21 protein-coding genes and 1 pseudogene are annotated in these 25323 nt (G+C 37.7%); 18 read left to right on the plus strand and 4 right to left on the minus strand.

Going from position 1 to position 25323, the window contains the following annotated elements:
- The first annotated feature begins 299 nt into the window (after nt 1-299).
- The 13 genes and pseudogenes from OTK00_RS00445 (at nt 300) to OTK00_RS00505 (ending at nt 15448) form a co-directional block, all read left to right on the plus strand.
- Nucleotides 300-1502: a glycosyltransferase family 4 protein gene (locus tag OTK00_RS00445; RefSeq protein WP_045168545.1), complete on the plus strand. Its 1203-nt coding sequence runs from the start codon at nt 300-302 to the stop codon at nt 1500-1502.
- A 41-nt stretch (nt 1503-1543) separates the two neighbouring features.
- On the plus strand, nt 1544-3676 hold the full coding sequence (locus OTK00_RS00450; RefSeq protein ID WP_045168544.1) for a sugar phosphate nucleotidyltransferase: 2133 nt from the start codon (nt 1544-1546) through the stop codon (nt 3674-3676).
- Between the two features lie 89 nt (nt 3677-3765).
- On the plus strand, nt 3766-4752 hold the full coding sequence (locus tag OTK00_RS00455) for a glycoside hydrolase family 5 protein (RefSeq protein ID WP_082054580.1): 987 nt from the start codon (nt 3766-3768) through the stop codon (nt 4750-4752).
- A 171-nt stretch (nt 4753-4923) separates the two neighbouring features.
- A complete protein-coding gene (locus tag OTK00_RS00460; RefSeq protein WP_045170035.1) occupies nt 4924-5400 on the plus strand; it encodes a VanZ family protein in 477 nt (158 codons plus the stop codon).
- 185 nt (nt 5401-5585) lie between these two features.
- Nucleotides 5586-5951, plus strand: a complete 366-nt coding sequence (locus tag OTK00_RS00465; protein WP_082054579.1) for a GntR family transcriptional regulator — start codon at nt 5586-5588, stop codon at nt 5949-5951.
- A 7-nt stretch (nt 5952-5958) separates the two neighbouring features.
- A complete protein-coding gene (locus tag OTK00_RS00470) occupies nt 5959-6666 on the plus strand; it encodes an ATP-binding cassette domain-containing protein (protein ID WP_045168543.1) in 708 nt (235 codons plus the stop codon).
- Between the two features lie 49 nt (nt 6667-6715).
- Nucleotides 6716-7405 carry a hypothetical protein gene (locus tag OTK00_RS00475; protein WP_157840995.1) on the plus strand — a complete coding sequence of 230 codons (690 nt, stop codon included), beginning with the start codon at nt 6716-6718 and terminating at the stop codon, nt 7403-7405.
- Between the two features lie 17 nt (nt 7406-7422).
- Nucleotides 7423-8169, plus strand: a complete 747-nt coding sequence (locus tag OTK00_RS00480) for a hypothetical protein (protein WP_268760801.1) — start codon at nt 7423-7425, stop codon at nt 8167-8169.
- A 26-nt stretch (nt 8170-8195) separates the two neighbouring features.
- The gene (locus OTK00_RS00485; RefSeq protein ID WP_045168540.1) at nt 8196-8630 is read left to right on the plus strand and encodes a hypothetical protein; all 435 of its coding nucleotides are present in this window, start codon (nt 8196-8198) and stop codon (nt 8628-8630) included.
- 78 nt (nt 8631-8708) lie between these two features.
- On the plus strand, nt 8709-10310 hold the full coding sequence (locus tag OTK00_RS00490; protein ID WP_045168539.1) for an HlyD family efflux transporter periplasmic adaptor subunit: 1602 nt from the start codon (nt 8709-8711) through the stop codon (nt 10308-10310).
- A gap of 21 nt (nt 10311-10331) precedes the next feature.
- Nucleotides 10332-11528: an ABC transporter permease gene (locus tag OTK00_RS00495; RefSeq protein WP_045168538.1), complete on the plus strand. Its 1197-nt coding sequence runs from the start codon at nt 10332-10334 to the stop codon at nt 11526-11528.
- Between the two features lie 30 nt (nt 11529-11558).
- Entirely contained in the window at nt 11559-12236 is a 678-nt protein-coding gene (locus OTK00_RS00500; RefSeq protein ID WP_045168537.1) for an ABC transporter ATP-binding protein, read from the plus strand.
- 41 nt (nt 12237-12277) lie between these two features.
- Nucleotides 12278-15448: pseudogene (locus OTK00_RS00505) on the plus strand (S-layer homology domain-containing protein).
- A gap of 55 nt (nt 15449-15503) precedes the next feature.
- Here OTK00_RS00505 and OTK00_RS00510 read toward each other — a convergent pair.
- The 4 genes from OTK00_RS00510 to OTK00_RS00525 form a co-directional block, all read right to left on the minus strand.
- Complete coding sequence (locus OTK00_RS00510) at nt 15504-15998, minus strand: hypothetical protein (RefSeq protein WP_045168536.1); 495 nt, start codon at nt 15996-15998, stop codon at nt 15504-15506.
- A gap of 8 nt (nt 15999-16006) precedes the next feature.
- Complete coding sequence (locus OTK00_RS00515; protein WP_045168535.1) at nt 16007-17518, minus strand: TrkH family potassium uptake protein; 1512 nt, start codon at nt 17516-17518, stop codon at nt 16007-16009.
- 176 nt (nt 17519-17694) lie between these two features.
- Entirely contained in the window at nt 17695-18360 is a 666-nt protein-coding gene (locus tag OTK00_RS00520) for an NAD-binding protein (protein ID WP_045168534.1), read from the minus strand.
- On the minus strand, nt 18357-18977 hold the full coding sequence (locus OTK00_RS00525) for a potassium channel family protein (protein ID WP_045168532.1): 621 nt from the start codon (nt 18975-18977) through the stop codon (nt 18357-18359). Before OTK00_RS00525 ends, OTK00_RS00520 begins: the two co-directional genes overlap by 4 nt.
- A gap of 151 nt (nt 18978-19128) precedes the next feature.
- Between OTK00_RS00525 and OTK00_RS00530 the strand changes: the two genes are divergently transcribed.
- The 5 genes from OTK00_RS00530 to OTK00_RS00550 all read left to right on the plus strand — a co-directional run bounded on the left by OTK00_RS00530 (nt 19129) and on the right by OTK00_RS00550 (nt 25277).
- A complete protein-coding gene (locus OTK00_RS00530; protein ID WP_045168530.1) occupies nt 19129-20865 on the plus strand; it encodes a SpoIID/LytB domain-containing protein in 1737 nt (578 codons plus the stop codon).
- Nucleotides 20862-21902, plus strand: coding sequence for a tRNA preQ1(34) S-adenosylmethionine ribosyltransferase-isomerase QueA (queA, locus tag OTK00_RS00535; RefSeq protein WP_045168529.1), 1041 nt, complete (start codon nt 20862-20864; stop codon nt 21900-21902). The genes OTK00_RS00530 and queA overlap by 4 nt, the downstream gene beginning before the upstream one ends.
- 71 nt (nt 21903-21973) lie before the next feature.
- Entirely contained in the window at nt 21974-22507 is a 534-nt protein-coding gene (locus OTK00_RS00540; RefSeq protein WP_045168528.1) for a coiled-coil domain-containing protein, read from the plus strand.
- Between the two features lie 132 nt (nt 22508-22639).
- Nucleotides 22640-24103, plus strand: coding sequence for a TIGR02677 family protein (locus OTK00_RS00545; protein ID WP_045168527.1), 1464 nt, complete (start codon nt 22640-22642; stop codon nt 24101-24103).
- Nucleotides 24084-25277, plus strand: a complete 1194-nt coding sequence (locus OTK00_RS00550; protein ID WP_268760802.1) for a TIGR02678 family protein — start codon at nt 24084-24086, stop codon at nt 25275-25277. Before OTK00_RS00545 ends, OTK00_RS00550 begins: the two co-directional genes overlap by 20 nt.
- Nucleotides 25278-25323 lie beyond the last annotated feature (46 nt).

Genomic DNA, 25323 nt, shown 5'->3' on the forward strand with positions numbered 1-25323 from the left:
CTTTTGTCAAGAAGATTGACAGACTTACCAGAAAGCCTTTATTGATTGTCTATTTGGCGTGATTTCATGCAATGCCTGTGCTTTGTTTTTTGTAAGTAACATTGAAAATAAACTGTATGCTGTAATGAAGGACTGGCTGCTAACAGCCGGTTTTTATTTTTTTATGTCATTTTGGAGAAGATAAATTTGTACAAAAAATTTAAAATTATCATTAAAATTTTGTTACAACCTTGTATAAAGTGGTATAAATTATATAAACCCCATTTAGAAAAATTTTCTTCAAGAAAGGGGATGGATAGTTGCGGATACTGCAGCTTACATGGGAATATCCGCCGCGTGTTGTTGGTGGCATCTCAAGAGTTGTTCAAAGCATCTCACAGAGGCTTTCAAAAGAAGACACTGTCTATGTAGTCACTTTTTCTGAAGATTACGAAAGATTCGAAGATTATGGAAATCTTAAAGTTGCAAGAGTTCCCCTCTATCCTCTAAATCCACTGAATTTCATTGACTGGGTTATGCTTATGAACATGGCAATGGCTGAAAAGGCAATATATCTGGCAAAAAGATTTGGCAACTTTGACATAGTACATGCACATGATTGGCTCACAGCTTTTGCGGCAAGAATTGTAAAACACTCTTTGAGAGTCCCTATGGTCTGCACAATACATGCAACAGAGCATGGCAGAAACAGTGGAATTCACAATGACCTTCAGAGGTTTATTCACAATGTAGAATGGTGGACGACATTTGAGGGATGGAAGGTTATTGTCAATTCGAACTATATGAAAAATGAATGTGAAAGGATTTTTAACCTCACACCTGACAAATGTACTGTCATACCAAATGGGATTGACTTTGAAGAGTTTGCCGGTGTTGAGTATGACATTGAATTCAGAAGAAGATTTGCACTTGACAGTGAAAAGATAATCTTTTTTATCGGAAGGCATGTGTATGAAAAAGGAGTTCACATCCTGCTTGAAAGCTTCAGGATGGTTCTTGAAAAATATTACAATGCAAAGCTTGTAATTGCCGGAAGCGGACCTATGTATGCTGAGCTTTATTCAAGGGCACTTGGCATGGGAATTTCCCATAAAGTTTTGTTCACAGGCTTTATATCTGATGAGGAGAGGAAAAAACTTTTTAAAGTGGCTGACATTGCAGTTTTTCCAAGCCTTTATGAACCATTTGGCATAGTTGCCCTGGAGGCAATGGCATCAGGCTGTGCAACAATTGTATCGGATGTTGGTGGCTTTGCAGAGATTGTAAAGCATGGTGAAAATGGACTTACCTTTTTCTGCGGGAATGCTAACTCACTTAAAGATATGATTTTGCTTTTGTTAAATGATGAGGACTTGCGAAGAAGAATCGCTGCCAAAGGCTTTGAAGATGCAAAAGAGATTTTCTCATGGGATAAAATTGTACAAAGGCTGAGATTACTGTACAAAGATATAATTGACCGGAGCAAAAGTATAGAGTGGTTCTGTGAAAAAAGTAACTTTTAATCTTTGCGCTTTTGAGTGAAAAGGGGGAGGTCTTAGAAGCTATGAAGGGCATTATAATGGCAGGTGGCTCAGGGACAAGGCTCAGACCTTTGACAGTCTCACTTCCAAAGCCGATGATTCCTTTTTTCGGAAGACCTGTAATGGAATATGCTGTAAAGCTTTTAAAACGACATGGTATTTATGACATGGCAACCACGTTGCAGTATCACCCGGATAAAATAATGAACTACTTTGAAGATGGAAGCAAGTGGGGTGTGAACATTCAACATTTTGTTGAAGACAGACCGCTTGGCACGGCAGGCTCTGTCAAGAATGCAAAGTCTTTTTTGGATGAGACTTTTGTTGTCCTGAGCGGGGATGGGATTACAAATGCCGATTTGTCTCAGGCAATTGAGTTTCACAGATCAAAAAAGAGCAAGGTTACAATTGTTCTGAAAGAGGTTGAGATACCAATAGAATACGGAATTGTTCTGACCGATGAAGAGGGCAGAATCAGAAGGTTTTTTGAAAAACCATCGTGGAGTGAGGTTTTTTCAAACCTTGCTAATACAGGAATATATATTATTGAGCCTGAAATTCTGGATTATATCGAAGATGGCAAACCGTTTGATTTTAGCAAAGATTTATTCCCAAAGCTGTTGAAAGAAAACATTCCCATGTATGGTTATAAAATGGATGGATACTGGTGTGACATTGGTGATGTTGGGAGCTACATCAGAGCACACACAGACGTATTCAAGCTTGGCGGGATTTTGGACCTTGACCTTACAGAATCACATGTTGGGAAGGATAGCAAAATTTCTGAGTCTTCGAAGATGGCTCAAAATGTTTTTATAGGCAACGAGTGTGAGATTGAAGATGATGTTGAGATAGGACAGTTCAGTGTAATAGGTGATGGAGTCAGGATAGAAAAAGGTACAAAGCTTGAAAGGGCAATTGTCTGGAATGGGAGCTATATAGGCAAAAACTGTGAACTCAAAGGATGTGTAATTTGCAGCAAATCTGTCTTGAAAGACTATGTAAGAGTAAATGAAAAGGCGGTTGTTGGTGAGAAGAATCTTTTAAAGGATTTTGTGGAAGTCAAGTCCGAAGCAAAGATCTGGCCTGAAAAGGTTGTGGAATCAAACACTATTATAGACGAGAACATCTACTGGGGTACAGAGGTTATAAAAAGTGTATTCTGGGTAAGGGGTATCACAGGCGATTTTAATTTAGAGATAACCCCGCAGTTTGCCATAAAGTTGGGGAATTCTATTGGTTCTGTATTTGACAAAAACGCCCGGATACTCATTGGCGATGACTATACAGAAAAAAGCAGTGTTATAAGAAAGGCAATTGAAACAGGCTGTCAGGTAACAGGTGCAAGGCTTTATAGAACAAGGGGGATAATTCTTCCGATATTCAGATATATTGTTCAGGATTACTACGATGCGGGAATTTATGTGCGCTGTCGTGGCAACAGCATTCGAATAGAGATCTTTGACCAGAATGGAATAAACATTGACAAAGGGCTTGAAAGAAAGATAGAGAATCTTTTTGTTACATGCGATTTTAGAACATCTTCTGATATTCACTTTGTAAATGAACTTGTTTCATCTCCTTTAGAGATGTATTTTAACAGGCTTGAGACAACTTTTGATGTGCCAAAGCTCAAAAACAAAAAGGTGTGTGTGGTATCAGAGGACAAAGAGATAATATCCCTGTTTGATAAAATTTCTTCACGCTATCAGATAAAGACTACGCTTATTTCCGGTGGGACAAGGCACTGTGTTGAAAATCTGAAAGGACTGTGTGTTCAGGATGAATTTGATGCTGGTTTTTTGGTTGACAGGCAGGGTGAGCATTTTATAATGATTTTAAACGACTGCACGGTTTATGGAGAAAAGTTGAAAATGCTTCTTGCATGGCTTGAGATGAAAAAGTTTAGAAATGATGCCATTGTATTGCCTGAGTTTTTCAAGTCATTCATGAGTGACGTTGAAAAGCTCATAGAATTTCCTGTAAAATTCACAGGCAATGAAATAAGAGATTATATGAAGGCGGTTCTGGGAAGTGGTGTAAGTTACTTCTTCTATTATGACGCCATTTCATCAATTCTTCTCATACTGGAGAAGCTGAAAGAAGTCAAAGAAATGATAGATAAAGTAAAGAAATTGGAGGCAGCAGTTGTGTGAAGTGATATAAAATCAAAAGCAGGGGGAAGAAGCTAAGCCTTCCCTTTGCTTTTTTATGGTTATGCAAAAGAATTGAGGGGGTATTTGAATTGAACAGACTTCCAAGATACAAGGGTTTTAACCTGCTCGGGCTTTTTGTCCCAAACATGAGCTATGGTTTTTTTGAAGATGATTTTAAGTGGATGGAAGAATGGGAGTTTAACTTTGCCAGAATTCCAATGAACTATAAAAACTGGTATGTTGAGGGCTCACCTGATATTAAGGAAGAAATTTTAGAGATGATAGACAAAGTGATTGTCTGGGGGCAAAAGTATGGTATTCATATCTGTCTTAATATACATGGTGCGCCGGGCTATTGTGTGAACGAGAAGACAAAACAGGGGTACAACCTCTGGAAGGATGAAGAGCCACTTGAGCTTTTTGTATCATACTGGCAGACATTTGCTAAAAGGTATAAAGGGGTGTCTTCCAAACACCTGAGCTTTAATCTTATCAATGAGCCAAGGCAGTTTTCTCAAGAAGAGATGACAAAAGAAAATTTTGTCAGAGTCATGACATACACAGTTGAAAAGATAAGAGAGATTGACAAAGACAGGCTGATTATTATTGACGGTGTTGACTATGGCAATGAGCCTGTTTTTGAGCTTGCTAAGCTGGGTGTGGCACAGTCTTGCAGGGCATACATTCCGTTTGAGCTGACACACTACAGGGCAGAGTGGGTTGAGGGAAGTGATAGGTTTGCTGAACCTTCATGGCCACTTGTTCGCGAAAATGGTGAGGTTGTTGACAGAGAGTATCTAAAAAGACATTATGAAAAGTGGGCAAAGCTTATCTCACTCGGGGTTGGTGTTATCTGCGGTGAAGGCGGAGCTTACAAGTACACATCTCATGATGTTGTCTTGAGATGGCTATCCGATGTGCTGGATGTTTTAAGGGAATTTGATATTGGCATTGCACTTTGGAATCTGAGAGGACCATTTGGAATAATTGACTCTGAAAGAAAAGATGTGGAGTATGAAGACTTTTATGGGCACAGGCTTGACAGGAAGCTTCTTGAGCTTCTGATGAGATTTTAGCAGATACTAATAACATCTGTCTTTTACACTGTTTATAAGGCACTTTGTCAGAAAAATTCTTGTGCAGTTTTGTGGTATTGCATAATGGTAAGATTGAAGAATTGGTAATATAATTGAGGATATAGTAACTGTTTTTATCAGGAAGGAAGGAAGAAAGGAATAGTTGCTTTGGTGAAAAGAAAAATATACATAAGATGGGCACTTGTATTTGTTTGGATGGCTGTAATTTTTTACTTTTCATCGCAGGAAGGTGCTATTTCGCACCAGAAGAGCTTTTCAATTGCAATATTTGCCGAAAGAATAATAGAATTTATAGCCGGTAGAGATTTTATAACCTCTGCTAACAGAAAAGGTTTTGAGTTTTTAATAAGAAAGATTGCACATGTGACAGAGTATTTTATCTTAAGCATGTTGTTTTATAAAGCCTTTTTTGAAAGCGGCAAAAGCACCAGGCAATGCTTTGTTTTGACAGCCATTTTTTCTGTGCTGTATGCTATTTCGGATGAAATTCATCAAATATTTGTCTCTGGCAGAGGTCCAAGCCCTGTTGATGTGATGATTGATTCAATAGGAATATTTGGATATATGGGAGTAAAAGCTGTGAAAGGAAGGTTTAAAAGGAGTAAACAAGGAAATTTGCAAAGTTAAATAAAGATAAATATTGCTTAAAAAAGATTTCGAAAATAAAATTTGTGCGCCTCTGATTTTATGTAAAGTTTTGAGTCAGAGGCGATTTTTATTTTTGTGGCAGATTTTCTTTTTAAAAACCTATTGACAATATTACAATATTAGTGTATTATTTAATTAACACACTAAAACACGGAGGAATTATCTTGCTGAAGTTTGATCCCAATATTCCGGTATATCTGCAGATAATGGAGTTTTTAAAAAAGAAGATTGCCAGTGGCAAATTACAGCCCGGTGAAAAGCTTCCTTCTGTTCGGGAGATGGCGCAGATGTTCGGTGTCAATCCCAACACAGTTCAAAGGGTGATCCAGGAACTGGAAAGAGAAAATCTTATTTTCACAGAAAGAGGTATTGGAAACTTTGTGACAAAAAATGAGAAGGTTATATCCAAGATGAGAGAAGAGATGGCAGCAAAAATGATAGAGGATTTTATAAGCTCCATGAATGAAATTGGCTTTTCAAATGGGGAGATTATGCAGCTTATTAAAAAGAAAATTGAGGAAGAGAGGTAGATAAAGAGTGCTTCTTGAGGTCAGAAACGTAACAAAATGGTACGGTTCAAAAAAGAAAATAGCACTGGATAATATCAGTTTTTCATTGGACAGAGGTAAAATTGTTGGTCTGGTGGGCGAAAATGGAGCGGGCAAGACAACCCTTTTAAAACTCATTGCGGGGTTTGTTCAGCCAAGCACTGGAGAAATTTTAATTGAGGGAAGGAAAGCTGGGCTTTTGACAAGGAAATTTGTTGCTTTTCTGCCTGATACTATCATGTTTGAAAAGTGGATGAGGGTATCTGATGCCATTGAGTTTTTCAAAGATTTCTATGATGATTTTGATGTTTCTAAGGCACATGATCTTGTAGGGAAGTTAAAAATCAATCCTAAGGAAAAAATTCATCAGCTGTCAAGAGGGAATATAGAAAAGTTATCTATTTCTTTGCTTTTCTCAAGGGACACAAAGCTGTATCTTTTAGATGAACCGCTGGCATATGTTGATCCTGTTTCAAGAGATTTTATCTTTGAGATGATATTGCAGAACATATCCGAAGAGAAAAGCATCATAATCTCAACCAACATAATCTCTGAAATTGAACACATATTTGATGAAGTTATATTCTTAAATCATGGAAAAATACTTTATTACGGTTCAACAGAGAAAATAAGAGAGCAAGAAGGGCTTTCAGTAAACCAGTTTTTAAAAGAGGTGCTCAAAAATGAAAATGCTTAAATTGATAAAATACCAGATAAAAGGTCAAAAATCTTTTTACTTTGTATTTTTGATTGTTTTAAGCATAATTATATTTTACTTTTATCGCTATGGAGACAAGATCAGTCCGAAAAATGGTTCAGGTGTTGAAGGTTTTCTTATGGGAGTTATGCTTTCTTATCTTCTTGCAACACTATCACTGCTTATACTTCACATAGTCATGCATTTTAAGCTTCTCTCAAGCGGAAAAAAGTATCTGATTTTTGGCTCTTCTCATGCAGGTGCAGAAAATATCTTTTTTGCAAGGGTAATTAATTTTGTTTTTGACCTGATTTTCACCAAAGCCTATCTGATATTGCTTTTATTTGCAATAAGTTTTGTGGATAAAAGACTTTGCTCTAAATATTGGTTGTGGATTTTATTATTTAACAAATATTCAAATATTAGAACTAATTTTGGAGTTGTTCTGATTGATTTAGAGTATATTGTTTTGCTAATTGCTTTGATGAATGTTTTTGTGAGTTTTTTCTGCTGGAGCAATAGACACCGTGTTAGTGGTTTGGATGCGGCAATCAATATACTTGCATTTTGTTTTGTCATTATAGCTTTTTTTGCTGGCGATGCTCCTTCAAATATTATTAAAAAATATATACATTCTACCTTATTACAAAATATAACAACTATATCATCAACGCTTATTTTAGGTGTTCTTTTTGCTAAGGCTGCCATATCAAACATGAAACACAGAATGGATTTGTAAAAGAAAGGGTGATGTAAGTGTTTTTGAGATATCTGAGATATGAACTTTTAAAACGAACAAGAGATATCATTTACTGGATAGTTCTGGGTTCTGTTACTGGATTTTTTGCAATTAATTATTTCAAAAACAAAAGTGCTGAAATGGCATTGGCAGCAATACTCTCGATTTTGACAGCATTTATATACACCCTGGTTGAATATTCTTCAATTTTTAATTCAAATAAGAAATATTTGATTTTCGGCTCATCTAAACTTCAGGGAATTCAAATAATTCTGGGAAGAATGGTTCTGGTTTTGCTGGATATGCTGGTATACTTTACTTTATTTGTGATTATGGAGATTTTGCTGAACATATTTTTCAGACACCAAGTTCAGAGCTTTGTTTTGCCGGGTGCTGCAAGGTTATTGATAAAAGTGTTTTTTTCATTTAAATATTTTCAAACCTTTTTGCTTTTTGCAACATCATTCTTTCTGGCATACTCATTTATTTTAATGGTAATAACCATGTTTAATACAATCTTAAAGAACCTCAATATCTGGCTTGGACAATTGATTGGTGCTATTTTGGTAATATCTGCCGCTGGAGTTTTGCTGTATTCAATGACAAACCTATTTGTCGATACATTCATTATTCCTGTGCTGAAGAAGCTAAATGTTTTAAATGGTGATTTGATGCTTTGCATTACCCTGATTTTACACATTTTGTTAACTGCGGTTATTATTCTGGCATGTGCCAGACTTGTTGATGAGAAATTGAATTTGTAATTAAAAGAAAGGAGAGTTGGCAAAATATGAAAAAGACTGTATATGTGTTTGCTTTTTTAGCAATTGTATATGAAGTCTTTGTTGGGATGTTTTTGATGATGAGAAAGGAAAATATTTCACTAAATGAATACTGGGGGTTTGTATTGTCAGTTTTGTTTGTTGTTTCTGCTTTGGGTTTGTTAAGTGGTATATTTGGTGGAGAAAGAATAGTAAGTATCCTGGCAGTCAATATTTTTACAGTAATAATAATTAATATAATTTCTGCTATGTATGCACCTGTAATTTTAACCGAAGATGTTAAACAGAGATTGCTAAAAGAAGCAATGCAAAAAAACATAGAACTCAGTCTTGGTAACAATTTGGGCAACACAATATCTGGTATCATGCTTTATTCTGTAATAATTGGGATTATGACGTTTTTGGGCTTTAAGATAAAAAATTTTTTTAGAAAAAGGACGTAAAGTAAAATTACTCTATTGACTTTTTCTTTGTATCAGTGTATTATTAAATTAGAACACTAATATGGTGGTGAAGATCTAATGAGGCTTAAAAATAGTGTATTTTTAATTGGATTTATTACTGTTTGTATAATTGTATTAATAGCAGTAAATTTATTTACAAAAAACATTAGCAAACAGCATGCTGAAAAGATAGAAGACAAAAATGTTGTAAAGGTTGAAAGAAAAAATCTTTTTGAAGAAATAACGTTGAGAGGTGTTGTTAATGCCAAAGAAAGACCAATATTTTCGCCTACCTCTGCAAAGGTTAAAAGTGTCTTAATAAAAGAGGGTGGCTATGTGAAAAAGGATGACTTAATTGCAGTTTTAGATGATGAAAAACTAAGGATTGAAATTAAAAAAAAGGAGCGAGAAAGACAAATTTTATACCATGATTTAGAAAACTTATACACAAAACTAAAAAAATGTTCGGTATATTCGCCATATGATGGTCAGGTTAAAGAGATATATGTTAAAGAAAGCGATGTGGTTTCAAAAGGAAGTCCAATATGTAAAGTTGTAAGGACTAATGAAGTATACTTTACTGTGTCATTCCCTGCATGGCTTTTTGAAAGTATAGATAAAGGGCAGCAAATTAAAATAATCTTACCTGAACTTGAACAGGAAGCAATGGGATATGTTAGAGGGAAAAGTTCTGTCTTTTATACAAATGAAAATGGTTTTTTGGTATTTGATGTTGAAATAGCCTTAAAAGGTAACAACTTACCAGTAAAGACAAAGGCATACTGTATATTTGAGCATAAAGGGCAAAAGATAAGAAGTTTAAATGAGGGAGTAGTTACACTGGAAGAGAATATTATAAAATCAACAGCTGATGGTACTGTGAAAAGCGTAAAAATTTCACAATTTTCTAATATAAAAAGAAATCAATTGGTAGTTGAACTGCTGAATGATGAAATCTTAGAACAAATTGAAAACAAAAAAGAACAGATAGAACAGATTTCAGAAGAAATAAGTGAATTGAAAAATGAGCTTAGTAAATTTTTAATAAGGTCTCCATTAGAAGGTATTATAAGTAATATAAATATTGCTGAAGGTCAACTTATAAATGAAGGCGAGAAAATTGCGGTTATCTGGAATCCTCAAAATTTAGTATTTGAATCAAAAATTTCAGAACTTGAACTAAACAGAGTTAAAAAAGGGCAAAAGGTGATTTTGCAATTTGAAATACCCGGTAGAATTGGTACCAAAGAGACAGTAAACGGCACAGTTGAATATATAGGTTTACAACCACTTGAAAAGGTTGAAGATGCCAGCATAAGCTTTTATCCTATTAAGATTGGTTTCAAAAGTAGCAAATTTAAAAGAGGAATACATGGTACAGCTAAAATTATGGCTTTGGTAAAGCAAAACGCGGTTTGTATTCCTGTAGAAGCGTTAAGAGAGGAAAATGGTAAATACTACGTATGGGTGAAAAAGCTTAATAATAAAAATTCTTCAGAAGTCCTAAAAGAAGATAGGATTGTTGATGAATACGGTTCAAAAGCAAGCTACTACAGGAATGCAGAAAAAAGAGATGTTGTTGTAGGAGAAAACAACAAGCAATATGTAGAGATTTTAAATGGGCTAAAAGAAGGTGAAGAAGTGGTTCTGCCTCAGGCATATGAAAATATTCAAAAGTAAAGGTTGCGAAGGTGATCTTAAATGGGGTATGTTAAGTTTCTGGAAGCATTTAAAATTGCGGCAAAGTCTTTGGTCTACAATAAGACAAGAACATTTCTGAGTGTACTTGGGGTAATAATTGGAATATGTTCTATAATAGTTTCGGTTGGTCTTGTTCAGTCTGTCAGTATCAGTGTATCAAAACAATTAGAAGAAAGCGGACTTGACAGTTTGATTTTAATATTACAACGCGATGTGGATATAAATGAAATGTTCAGGTATCTCAATGATGGTCAAAATTTATTAGTTGGAATAACTCCAAAAAAAACTTATTACACCGAGGTATTGTCGTCTGATGGGAAGAAGTATAAATGTGAGGTTCTTTTATTAAAATCTTCTTCTTATGTTCTTGAAAATTTGAAGCTGGTAAAAGGTAGATTCTTAAGTAGTTTGGATGAAGAAAAGCTTAACAATGTCGCAGTTGTTTTCGAAAATCAAGTTGATAAATTATTCAATAGCAAAGATAATGTGCTTTTTAAAAAGTTATTTATAGGTGGAGAAGAATTTGAGGTTATTGGAACTGTTGCAAAACAAAAACGCATGACAGATTTTTCAATAGGTACATCCTACTACGATATCAATATTATTATTCCATACAAAGTTGGCGAGAGTCTATTCAATCTTGAAAAAAGTTCGAAAATATTTTTTATAAAAAGCATAAATTCAAAATACAACTCTCGAATAAAAGCATTATTAGAGAAGTATCTACAGAGCAAAGGCTTGAACAAAGAAGATTATGGCATAATGGATGGTAGGGAACTTGTTCAGTCTGTGGCAACAATTTCGTATTTGTTAAGTGGACTTTTGGGTGGGGTTGCAGCAGTTTCTCTAATTGTTAGCGGTATCGGCATAATGAATATCATTTTGGTTTCGGTAACAGAAAGAACAAAAGAAATAGGAATTAGAAAAGCTGTTGGTGCCAAAAGCAGTGATATATGGCTCCAGTTTTTAATAGAATCTTTGTTAATATCTTCTTTTGGATGTTTTATAGGAATTTTATTAGGACTTTCAATTGTATACGGAATTTTGCCAACTGTTTTGAACACCGAGGCTCATATTTCACCAATGTGGATAATAATTTCAATGGGGATATGCTATCTTATAGGATTATTTGCTAGCTGGACGCCGGCAGAAAGAGCATCACGTCTTGATCCTATTGTTGCTCTCAGATATGAGTAAAGGTTAAACAATAGGTGGTGATTTTATAGTATGATTGAACTTTACGAGATTTACAAAGTTTACAAAATGGGCAACGAAGATGTGTATGCTTTAAATAATGTGACACTGAAAATACTAAAAAATGAGTTTGTGGCAATTCTTGGACCGTCTGGTTCAGGAAAATCAACACTCATGAATATTATTGGCTGTCTTGACACACCAACATCTGGCACGTATCTCTTAGAGGGGAAAGAGGTTAATAAGCTTTCGGACAACCAGCTTGCTGAGATTCGAAACAGTAAAATAGGGTTTATATTTCAGCAGTTTAATCTAATCCCTCAGCTTACTGCATTAGAAAATGTAGAGCTTCCTCTGATTTACAAAGGAGTTAAAAAATCAGAAAGGCATAAGCTTGCGAAAGAAGCGCTTGAAAAAGTTGGACTTTCAAACAGACTCAATCATAGACCAAAGCAGCTTTCAGGTGGGCAGCAGCAGAGGGTTGCAATTGCAAGAGCACTTGTTACAAACCCGTCGGTAATTCTTGCCGACGAGCCAACAGGAAACTTGGATTCTAAGTCAGGCAGTGAGATTATGCAAATTTTTAAACAACTTTATAACCAGGGCTGTACTATTGTGTTGATTACACATGACATCTCCATTGCCTCCTATGCAAAAAGAATTGTAAAAATACATGATGGAAAAATTGTTGAAGATTGTAAAATTGCATAAATTTTTGCCTTTATTTTTAATTTAGAGAGGAGTGAAGAAAAATGAAATATAGAAATAGATTCGGATTTATATTTTTGGTTATCTTTATTTTGCTTCAAATTTTTACAATGCAAAGTATATATGCTCAGACAAAAGAATTATTATCCGTAGATATATATAAACTTGCAGTAGAAAAACTGTCAAAATTAGGTATTATATCATCAAAGGATTATCTCAAACCAAGTAGTTATGTGACACGGCAGGAGTTTGTTAGAACTATTGCAAAAATTTCAAATGTGAAAGAGAAAATATTGAATCTGAGGGAATTTTCATACTGCATTGATGTAAGACCCAGTACTGAACTTTGTGGTTATGTAAATTGGGCAATTAGTAATAAGTATTTAACCATTTCAGCAAATGGGAAATTTAGACCATCTGAAGCAATTACATTTTCTCAGGCAATAACTGCATTGATTAGAATGCTAAATTATAATGATTTGGACTTATAGGGAATATGGCCCCAAAACTATATCCAAAAGGCTTCTGAACTTGGGCTTTTGAAAGGTTTTGATGTCATGCCTGAGCAAAAGGTTACAAAATATAGCCTGGCTCTTATGTTATGTAAACTGCTTGAAACAAATGTGAAAGATACAAGCATAAAATTTTCCGAGTATGTTGGGCTTTACAGATCGTATGTTGTGCTTGATACTGGCAAAACATCATCCAAGCTTTTTTCAAATGAGGTTCTGACAGATGGCGGTGTGCTTGTGAACACAACAAAAGCCCAGCTGGAAGCTGGAAAAAGGTATATGCTTCAGGTTGATGGCAGCAAAATTACAAAGGTGTTTGGAGTTGAAACCGACTCTTTCCAAATTGTGAGCACAAAGGTTGATGGGAAAACTGTATATTACAAAGAAAGTGGAAAGACAAAGTCAATAACTTTGCCATCTTCAGCAACATACTATTACAATGGCTCAAAACAAAGCTACGATGCAATAGAAAATGTTCTAAAACCAAACCAGAAGATAAGCTTTATATATTCTGAGGATAGAAGCAAAGTGGACTGTATTGTGATCAAAGACATATATTCACCAGAAGTTTATGGAAACTATGATGAGCTGCTGGTTCTGGCAACTTACAAAACATCATCGGCACAGGCTCCAAATCAAGTTCAGACAGACAGGGGAATATATTATATTGCACCTTCTATAAAACCTGATAGCCTTGAAATAGGCACAAAGTATGGAGTGTATATAAAGGATGAAACAATCACAGCAGTTTCTCAGAAAGTGTGGACAGCTGATAAGTTTACCATCAAAAATATAGATAATTATACACTTAATGCTGTCCAAAACGACAAAACACAGAAGATTCAGCCAAGCAGTAAGCCTTTGTATTACTATCAGGGGACGAAGCAGAGCTATGAGAATCTACCAAACATTTTAAAAGAAGGTCAGATACTCTATGTATCAAAAGACATAGACACAGGCAGGGTTATGGCATATGTTATTCAGGACCCATACGGCAGTGAGTACGGAAACTACATTGAGGCAATAGTTTTGCAAAATGCACTTTTAAATTCAAGCCTTGAGAACAACCAGGTTTTTACCGACAAGGGCATATACTACCTTCCATCTGAAGATACAAAGCTTGAGATAGGTGCAAAGTACGGGCTTTATGTTAAAGATGATAAAATAACGCTTGTTGTAAAGAAATTGAATGCTACTTTGCAGTATGAGGTAACAGATGTCATAAGCGATACTAACGTCAAGCTAAAGGGTGCTCAGGGTCAGGAGAATTTGATTTTGCCCCAAAAGCCAGCTTACTATTACAATGGAGCAAAGATGAACTATACAGAACTCAAAAATGTGCTAAAAGCAGGGCAGAAAATCTACTTTGGCTATGCAAAGGATGGCAGGACATGCGAATATGTTGTAATCCAGGACCCATATTCTTTTGAGTATGGCACATATGCAGAAGTGATAGTGATGGCTGATAGCATTTCGTCAAGCAAGCTTGCAACAGGTGAGGTTCTGACAGACAGGGGCATATATGTTGTGGGAAGATCTGCAGGAAAGCTTTCTGTTGGTTCAAAGTATGGTGTGTATATCAAAAATGATACAATCACAAAGGTTGTGAAAAAGCTCAATAATAGCGAACAAGCAGAGATCACGGCGGTTGTAAGCGATACAAATGTAAAAATCAAAAAAGGCAGCACTGAGAACACCATGTTTCTTCCACAAAAGCCCACGTATTACTATAATGGAAACAAAGTAAATTATGACCAGCTAAAGAGCATTCTCAAGATGGGGCAGAAGATATATTTTGGTTACAACCAGTCAGGGAGTTCTTATGAGTATGCAATCATCCAGGACCCATACTATGATGAATACGGAACATACATGGAAGTTATTGTAATGGGCACAAGCAAGGTAACAAAAGGTCTTGCAGAAGATGAAGTTCTGACAGACAGGGGTATTTTGAGCTTGCCATCGAGCCAGAACACAAGCTTGGAGCTTGGCGCAAAGTATGGGCTTTATGTTGACTCAAGTAACAATATAACATATGTGTACAAAAAGTTTAACTCAACCGATGGCATGACAGTTGTATACGCACTTGGGAGCAAAGTAACAGTTGATAAGGGCGGGACACAGGTTGATATGACTTTGCCACAGAACATAGCCTACTATTACAATGGTGCAAAGATAGATTATCAGACGGCGCTGCAAAAGATTGTAAGGAACACATCGTTTGTGTTTGGAATGTCAGCACAAAAGCAGGGCAGATATGACTACTGTGTGATATTTGACCCGGTATACAGCAAACCATACCTTGCAAACGAAAAAACCTACCTGACTTTGAAAGCAGGTGATCTGGATTTAAGTGGCAGTAATTTGGTTATAAAAAATGGAGATAGTGTAAGTTACAGTTCTATTCAGAAAAATGATGTTGTGTATGCTGTGACAGACATCTGGGGTGGCAACAAGTTCATACTTGTTGTAGATGATAAGGTTGAAGGTTATATCAAAAGCTACCAGCCAGCAAGGTTTACACCAAAGTCTATTGTTGTGAGCGTATATGACCAGGCATCAGGAAAGCTTGTAGACAGGACGTATGAGGTGAGCGAGGATTTTGACCCAGCAGTTCTTTTAGCAGACACATTCAAAGTTGGTCAGAGAGTGTATCTCATCCTGGGGTATGATGGCAGGGTGGTAAGTATGGTAAAACCGTAAAAAATCTTATACAGGAATAAATAGTGGCTGGCAATATTTGATTTAAGCCAGCCTTTTACCATTTATTCCTGAACACAACCCACATGAGAAAGCTGCCGAGCAAAAAAATTCCTATCCCCAAAACTGCTCTTTTCCTGTCAACTTTCTCATCCATTTTGTACCCTCTTTTTACAATCTCAACCTTTTGTGCGTGTATGTCCAGATCTCCGCCGTGCTGTTTGCAAGCCCTGTTAAATGTGCCTTTTACAAAGACAATGTCGCCTTTTACTCTATGCCTTCCCAGGAATTTTATTTTTCTTGCATCTTCATATCTCATAAAAATTCCGATGGCATTCTGCCCATCGTGGATGTTGACCCACGCAAAATCTCCTCTTTTCATTATCTCGCCTATTGCTTCGCCCTGAAATTCAACTATTTTCCCATCGTATTTGAAAGCGTTGTTGATAAGAGTATTGCTGTCAATGGGCTTTGCAAGAGCAATTTCTGAGGAAAGCTTTGCCGCAAAGCCGATTAGAATTACAGTTATAAAAATCAAAAGTTTTCTCATCATCTTCTTTTCTATCCTTCCTTTGCCTCTTTAAATAAAAATGCAAAAAGCGCAATCACGGACATAAACTCAAGCCTTCCAACCCACATCATAAAGATGTAAATCACTTTAAGCCCGTTTGGCATGGAAGGCTGGGTAATTCCGCTTGAAAGTCCAACATTTCCAAGCGCTGAAGCTGACTCAAACATAGCCTGTTTTAGTGGATACCCATAAAAAGTTCCTGCTAAGGTTCCAATTGCAAATGTTGCAATGTACAAAAGCACAATAATGGATGCATTTCTCACATGCCTGTCCTGCAAAGTAACCTCTTTTAGATGATGAAATTTTTCGACAACAACAGCAGAGTCCGGTCGAATCATTTTTTTAATGTCATTTACAAGTGCATTTGCCAGAATTGCAATTCTGAGTGCTTTGATACCACCTGCTGTTGAGCAAACAGAACCGCCTGCAAGCATTGCTATTACAATGAGTATTATGGCAGCATCTGACCACTCATAGAAAAACTGCTGCGAATAGAGTGTTGCAAACCCTGTGCCTGTGTGGGCAGACAGAAAGTGATAAAATACCTTTCTGAAAGACACAAGCGGTGTGCTGTAGATTGCTCTCAGCGAAACAAACCCCAGTATGCTCAGGGATGTTACTGTTACAAACAGGCTTTTTATCTCGGCATTTCTGATTCCTTCCCTGTAATTTCCGCTCAAAATAAAATAATGCAGGGCAAAGTTTATTGTTCCAAGAATCATTATTACCATGCATATAATTTCAAAAGAAGCGCTGTGGAAATACATTGCATTCTGGGATTGCGGCGCAAAGCCCGCTGTGTCCCAGCCGCCCAGAAACATCCAGAAGCCTCTGAAAAATGCCATATCAAAAGGAAGACCAATAAAAACCCCGGTTATTGTAAGTGCTGCAGTGCCAAGGACCAGATACAGAAGGCTCACAAACCAGATTATCCTTGCAGTGTGAATAACATTCGGAAAGATTTGCTCATCTCTTGCCTCACCCATGTAGACCTTTAAAAGTCCTTTCATACCTGAGGCTAAAAAACTCAGCGTCATCAGCACCATGCCCTGTCCGCCAATGTATGTGATAAGGTGCCGCCACATGTTGAGCCCCATTGGTGCATGGTCAAGGTCCTGAATCAGAACAAGCCCTGTTGTTGTGTACCCGCTCATCACCTCAAAAAATGCATCCAGATAGGATGCAAAGTGTCCTGATAGATAGCATGGCACAGCAGAGATCAAAGACCCAAGTCCCCATGTGAGTGCCACCATGCTCATGCCTGCACCCCATGAAAACCGCTGGTCTTTGGTGTCCCTGCCAATGAAGATAAAAATAAAACTCACCACAAAGAACAGCCCCGTGCCAATCATAAGGTCAAACGCCATGTTCCATTCTCTGTACAAAAGCGATGTTACAATAGCAATTAGTTCAACAAGCCCAATGGCGCTCAGAGTTTTACCTGTCATATAGAGTATATGCCTGAGTTCAATGTGACCCGGTTTGAAAAAAGACTTCTCCATCTTTATTCCTGTCTCCTTCTTGAGCATTTATTGCTAAATTAAAACAGAATGCTGATTAGAACTGCCGCTAAAAATCCTGCCGCTATAAAGCTAAGGGCAATACCAAGCTCAACCAGAACACCAACTGCTGTTTGGGCAATGTTTCTTTTTCTCTTCAAACTGATCTCACCTCGCAACTATTTTGAGGAAATGAGCTTTTTGAACTCTGCCCTGTCTTTTTCATTTATGATGACAAGAAGAGTGTCGCCGGGCAGGATTATACTGTCACCCGATGGCACAAACGTCTCGTTTTCCCTTATAACTGCACCTATAATACTCTCTTTTGGAAAAGGGATTTCTGCTATCTTTTTGTTTGCAGCAGGTGAGTTTTTCTGAACAACTGTCTGAAACACGATTATCTCACCGTTTTTGAGTGTTGCAAGAACGCTCAAAGGTTCTATTTCAACCTCATGCTCTATGATCTTTGCAATTATATCTGTTGAGGATATGACATTGTCAACCCCGAGGCGCTTCATCACATTGATATTTTTGGGATTGTTGGCTCTTGCAATGGTTCTTTTGACTTCAAACACCTTTTTGGCAAGCTGGCACGATATCAGGTTGTCCTCATCTTTTCCTGTGACAGCGATGAAAAAGTCGCACCTGTACACCTTTGCATCCGAAAGTGTGTCAAGCGAAGTACCATCACCTTCTATCACAGTTACATTTGAAAACTCTTCAGCAACCTTTCTGCAAAGCTCTGGCTGCTCTTCGATCACTGTTATGTGATATTTGCCTCTTTCTGCTAAAAGCTTTGTCAAAAAATACCCCACTTTGCCACCGCCCACAATTACAACTCTCATGCATTCACCTTCTTCTCAGCAACTACCATAATATCGTTTTCCTGAAGTTTTATGTGCTTGCTTTTAAAATAAAAATGTTGGTTTCTGATTATTCCGAAAAGATAACAGTTATCAGAAAGAACAATCTTATCCAGTCCTTTGCCTATATCATCCCTTTTTGGTGTGATGTATTTGAAAAACACATTGTCTTTGCCAAATCTGTGCTTGTGGCGAATCTCGCGCGAAAGCAGTATTGACTTTATATACTCAACAGCCAAGGTGGTAGGGCAGATTGTCTCAAGCCCGAGTGAATGGAAGATGTCCTCGCGCAGTGGGTCGTATATCCTTGCAATAACTTTTGGAACCTGATAGATCTCCTCTGCTATCTGTGCTATCATAATGTTTGTGCTATCATCAGGTGTCACTGCTGCTAAGGCGTCTGCCCTTTCTATTCCCGCTTGCTTTAGCACATCCTCATCAATCACAACACCCTGGATTTTCATGCCATTGAAATCAGGACCCAGCCGTTCAAAGTTTTTGGCGTCAGAGTCTATCACAACAACGTCATGTCCTTCGTCGGCAAGCGACTTTGCCAGATTAGACCCTACCTTCCCGCATCCCACCACTATGATATACAATTTCTTTTGCCCCTCCACAAAAATATAATTTCTAAAATTCATAGATAAAATTATATTCCTTTTGCAATAGACTAACAAGAGGGGTTTTTGATACAATAGAATAATAAGGTAGAAACTTAAAGGAAAGCATTGTCGGGGGAGAGAGTCAGAATTGAGAAAAAAAGGTTTTTGCGGGGCAGTCTTTGCACTTGTATTTATTGTTCTTTCAATTAATATATTGTCCGCATTTTCTCAAACACAAATTCCTGAGTGGATAAGAATAGGAATATACTACGCCGACAGGTATGGTAAGTCAAAACCGGTTGATGAAACGAAAATCTATGCAAAAGGCGGACTTTACATAGGAATCTCTGATGACAGGAGCTTTGTCACGGTTGCCAGCACACAAAAAGACACGCTGACTGTGTCAAAAGATGTTTACAAAAAGGATGGGAAACAGGGTCCAAATATACATGTTGCAGTGGGAAGATATATATCATACAGGACAGCAAGCGATGCTTTGAAGAACTTTGCTGGCTTTTCCAAAGATGCTTTTGTGGGCTATATCAACAATGGATATTCCATCCTGATGGGATGTTTTGACAATCTTCAGGATGCCAAAAAGCTTCAGTCAAAGCTTGAGGGTGCGACTTTATATTCATCTGATACAATGGTGCTTGTAAAGGACCAGGCGGGTAAAATACTGTTTGGGTTTGACGGACAGGATAGCAGATTTTTGATGCTGATTCCACAGAGTCAGAATGGGATTGAAAGAATAAAGGTTGACGGCAGATGGTACAGGGGCAGGGTTGAGTTTAAGCGCATAAAGGGAAGTGACATGACAGTTATAAACCTTTCAAAGTTAGAAGAGTACCTGTACGGTGTTATAAGGATGGAGATAGATCCGCTCTGGAACATAGAAGCTGTTAAAGCCTTTGCAGTGATTGCAAGAACATATGCTGTAAAAAATCTTGGCAAACACAGTGCACAGGGGTTTGACCTGTGCCCGACAGACCACTGCCAGGTTTACGGTGGAGCGGTTGATGGCACATATGGCGAAAAACGGGCTATACTGGCAGTTGACTCAACAAGAGGTGAGGTAATAACATACAAAGGATCATTGATTGATGCTGTTTACTTTTCATCAACAGGCGGAATTCCAACCGAGGATTCTGAGAACGTCTGGCTGTATCCTGTTGAATACTTAAGGTCTGTTGACAATTCAAAAGAAGCGCAAAATTCAAAGTCCTCATGGACCTTCCAGTTCACAAAAGATGAGATAAGGAATATGTTGAAAAAGAAGAATATTGATGTTGGGGATATACTGGATATAAAGGTTCTGGAGTATACAAAGGCTGGAAGGGTTTTGAGACTCAGAATTGTCGGAACAGATGGTGTATATGAATGTCAAAAGGAAGCAACAAGGTCATTATTTGGCCTTTACAGCCAGGCATATACAATCTCAACAGATGCTGATGTCAGGGTTGTAGATGAAAATGGGAATGTAAGAAGGACAAGGATTGGCAGCAGCAAAATCTTTGCCGGTGATAACGACGGTGGGCTTGAAAGCAAAGAATATGAGAAGACAGTTTTTAGCAGCACTTATTCTCCTTTCGGAGATGACGTTTTTTCATCTGTGTACAATGATGTTTATTCGCAAAATCAAGATTTTGCAGGCTCTGGGGAAAGTGCTACTAAAAAAACACCCCCCACAGTAAAGATTGTGAAGGAGGATGGAACTTTGGAAGAGATTTGTTCAGTCCCCACAACATACACGTTCAATGGCAAAGGCTGGGGACACGGTGTTGGGATGAGCCAGTGGGGTGCAAAGGGACTTGCAGAAAGAGGGTACAATTATAAACAGATTATAAAACACTATTACACAGGAGTTGAGATTGAAAAAAGATGAGAAAGTGGAAACTCAGCGACTTTCACTATGACCTGCCGGATGAGCTGATAGCGCAAAAACCGGTTGAACCGCGCGACTCATCAAGGCTAATGGTACTTCTGCCGGATGGGAAAATAGAGCACAGAATTTTCCGTGATATTGTGGAGTATTTAAATGAGGGTGACTGCCTTGTTCTTAACAACTCAAGGGTGATTCCAGCACGTCTGATTGGTCAGCGTGAGGACACGGGCAGCTTTATTGAGTTTTTGCTTGTAAAAAGACTCAGCATAGATACATGGGAGGTTATGACACGCCCGGGCAAAAAGGCACGAAAAGGAAGAAGATTTGTGTTTGGAGACGGAAGACTGAAGGCCGAGGTTCTACATGTTAACCGGGATGAGGGCACAAGGATTGTAAGGTTCTACTATGAAGGTGTATTTGAAGAGGTTTTGGAGAGCCTGGGCGAGATTCCACTTCCACCTTATATAAAAGAAAAGCTTGAAGATGTGGAAAGGTATCAGACGGTATACAGTAAAATTCCGGGGTCTGCTGCAGCACCGACTGCAGGACTTCACTTTACAGAGGAGCTGCTTGATAGAATTTCAAAAAAAGGTGTTTGGATTTTGTATGTGACTTTGCACGTTGGGCTTGGCACATTCAAGCCTGTGAAGGTTGAGAATATTGAAGAGCACAAAATGCATGAGGAGTATTATGAGATATCAGAAGATGTGGCAGAGAGAATAAATGAGGCAAAAAGGCTTGGCAAAAGGGTAATTGCGGTTGGCACAACATCATGCAGGGTTTTAGAGTCAGCAGCGGATGAAAAGGGCCTGGTAAAAGCTCAAAAAGGCTGGACAGACATCTTTATCTATCCGGGTTATGAGTTTAAGATTCTCGATGGGCTTGTCACAAACTTTCATCTTCCGGATACAACCTTGATGATGCTTGTGTGTGCGTTTGGTGGATATGAGAGGATAATGAATGCATACAAAGTAGCAGTTGAAGAACGCTACAGGTTTTTCAGTTTTGGCGATGCCATGTTGATACTTAATAGATAATATTTTCAAATTTACAATTGAAAGTGGTTGGGATATAATAAATTTAAACTCAAGCTGGAGGATGTAGAAAGATGGATGAGGTTAAGCAAATGTTAGGTCTTGTGTTGGAAAAGGTTAATACCATAAATGAAGGCTTAAATGAGGTAAAACAGCGACTTGACAGAGTGGAAGAACGGCTTGACAGAGTAGAACAGAGGCTTGATGCACTTGAAAAGAGACTTGATGTGCTTGAGAAGAAGGTTGAGGCTTTTGAGAGGCGAGTTGACGGTCTTGAAAGACGAATTGACAGGCTCGAGGCTGAGACAACCAGAAACTCTGTTATGCTTGAGGACCTCAAAAGAAAGCTTGAGCTTATGGCTGAGATACAGGAGTCTTACATGCAGCAAAATGCGCGCGAGCACGAAGAGCTTAAAAAATACATAGATGACAGAATTTCAATTGTTGAGCTTGCGGTGAGAAGACTTTCAGATGATATCAGAACCTTAAAAGAGGATGTAAGGGAGTTAAAAGAAAACAGGGTCAATGTTGAGGTGTTCTACGAGATTCTGGGAAGACACGAGGTTGAAATAAGCAGGCTTAAAAAGGCACTTCAAACAGCAAGCTGAAAATGATGACATGCCAGCTCTCATTGGCAGAAATTGCGCTGTTTTGTTTAAACCTGCCAAAGAGAGCTTTTTTATTTTTTGTGGTATAATAAAATAAACTAAAAATCTACTTTCAGGGATGAGATAATTGTCATGACGCAATTTACAATACCTCTTTTCTCACAGATGAAACAATTTAAATATCTCACAGAGCCAAATGCTGAAAGGTACAGAACCATTATGAGGTTTTGCTTTTTGAGCCATATGCAGTACAAAAACAGGCTCACAAAGGATGAGATATACAGCTTTTTAAAGACACTTCCAAATTTTTCTGACTATACAGAGGATATGTGCGAGCAGGACCTCAAAAGCCTTGTTGACTGGGGAAATCTCAAGTCCACCCAGGATACATCAAAAACAGCCACTTTGCAGGAGTTCAAAAACAAGAGGTTTTTGTACGAGCTTACCTCAATTGGGCTCAGGATAGAAAGGTTTTTGTTCGAGCTTGAAAATTCACAGGAGACAAAAGCAGAGCTAAACCCAAAACATATAGAAAAGATATACAGGCTTTTGCTCAGCGTTGATCTGGTTTTAAAAGATCCGCAAAAACAGGCAGTTGATTGGTGGGATGAGCTAACAGGTGCGTTTGAGGAAATAGAAAATAGTTATACTGAGTATATTTCTATGCTGACATCCTCTGAGTATGAAAGCCTGATGATAAAAGAAAAGTTTTTGGAATACAAGTCAAAGCTTTTGCATTACCTTTACAATTTTCATGATATATTTCAAAATTATCTGCCAGGAATAAGATCTCTTTTTTTGAACCTGCCACAGTACAGGGTGGATGAGCTTTTGATGTACATAATTCAGGCAGAAAAAGAACATCCGAAAAATATATTCAGAGATAGCAGCACAATAGAAGGGTACATCAAAGGCAGATGGCAGAATATAAAAGATTGGTTTGTCAGCCCAAACGGGCAGGCAGAAAGGCTTCTTGAGCAGATTCAGCAGATAATTAGAAAGGTTTCAAGTTATGCAGCAAGGCTTTCAGAGTCCTCAACACTTAAAGTAAACAGAACAGAGGAGTATAAGCATTTGGCAAGACTGTTTTCAAATCTTGACATATCAGAGTGTCATAAGTTATCTTCTGTTGTATTTGGCGTGATGTGTCCCAAATATATCACAGGTGACTTTCCAAGAGCCACCGAGTCAACAGCTATTGGCATTCTTGACCTTCCAGGATTTAAAGTGCCTTTGAAGTCACGGGGAAGATTAATAAGAGAAAAGAGCAAGGTGGTTCCCGCAAGCGAGTTTTCTGAAGAAAAGAAGAAGAGGTTTGAAGAGTACAAAAAGAAGATTGAAGAAGAAAATGAACTTTTGCAAAGTCTCCTTAAAGGCAACAAAATAGAGTTTGAAAAGCTTCCTGTGATTACACCAGAGGTCAGAAAAAGGCTTTTTGTGTGGCTGTCACGAGGGCTTGGCAGCAAAGTGGCAAACACTGACTCTGGCAAAAAGTTTAAAGTCTTAATACCTCAGGATGACAGAAGATGTATCTTGGAGTGCACTGATGGCAAAATGGACATGCCAGCGTATGTCATTGAGTTTGTTGATAAATAACAAAAACCTTTGCGAAAGAAGGAAGAGCGAAAATATGAGCAATCTTTTGAAGCTTCTTGAGAATTTTTGGATATTGAAAGAAGAGGATAGCGAGACCTTTTACCAGCTAAAAAATCTTGATAAAGAGACAAGAGAATTCATTGTGAAAAACCTGGGTCTGAAATTTATAACAACCTCAAACATGGTAAAGCTTGAAAAGGTGCCACTTGTTCCAAAAGAGTATATGGGAGTGCTTGATTTTGAACAGCCGCGGGACTATGCATTTTTGTGCCTTGTCCTTGCCTTTTTGGAAGACAAAGGGGTGGAAGAGCAGTTTTTGCTTTCCAACATCACAGAGTATATCAGGATGAACTTTCCAGATGAAGAGATTGACTGGACACTCTACTCAAACAGACGATCACTTATCAGAGTGCTTAAGTTTTGTGAGAAGATGAGGATGATAAGAATTGACGATGGTAATCAGGAAGAGTTTGCAGAAAATAGTGAGGCAGAGGTGCTTTACGAGTCGACGGGGATTTCACGATATTTTATGAGGGTGTTTCCAAAGAGTATTACTGAGTACAGCAGCTGGCAGGAGATTTTGAACAGTGAATTTGAGTTTGCAAACGGAATTTCACAGCCCATATCAGATATCAAAAGGATTAAAGCATACAGGGGGCTTGTTGTTGATGGCAGTGTCAGTTTTGAAAATGAGGATGAGCTTTTGTATATAAAACGTCAAAAGGTTAACATTACAGCAGAGCTTGAAAAACATCTGCCAGAGGCAAGTTTTCATATATTCAAGTCTTTTGCGTTTTTGGCTATTAATGAGAGCTATAAAAATACCTATCCTGACGATAGTAACCTCTGCGACATTCTTCTTTTGGTCTCAAGCCAGCTTTTGTCAAAGATAGAAAAAGGTGAATACAGCCTTAATCCTGCAAATGAAACCCTGGAGATTCACATAAATGCTTTGAAATCCATTTTGGAAGATGTGCAAAAGCAATACAAAAACTTTTGGAATAAAGAATGGCGAGAAAAAAGCCTTGATAAAGTGTTTGATGAGTTTTTAAAGTTTTTGTGCGAACTTGGATTTGCAAAACTGCAGGAAGACGGGTTTGTTGTAATCTATCCAATTTATCTGAAGGTGGTTGGCGAGTACCAGGCTTCAGATGAGGCTGAAGAGAGTATTTAAAAATAAGCATTTTTAAAAAAGAACAAGATGGAGGTTTTTTGATCAA

Source organism: Caldicellulosiruptor morganii (assembly GCF_026810225.1).
Classification (GTDB): domain Bacteria; phylum Bacillota; class Thermoanaerobacteria; order Caldicellulosiruptorales; family Caldicellulosiruptoraceae; genus Caldicellulosiruptor; species Caldicellulosiruptor morganii.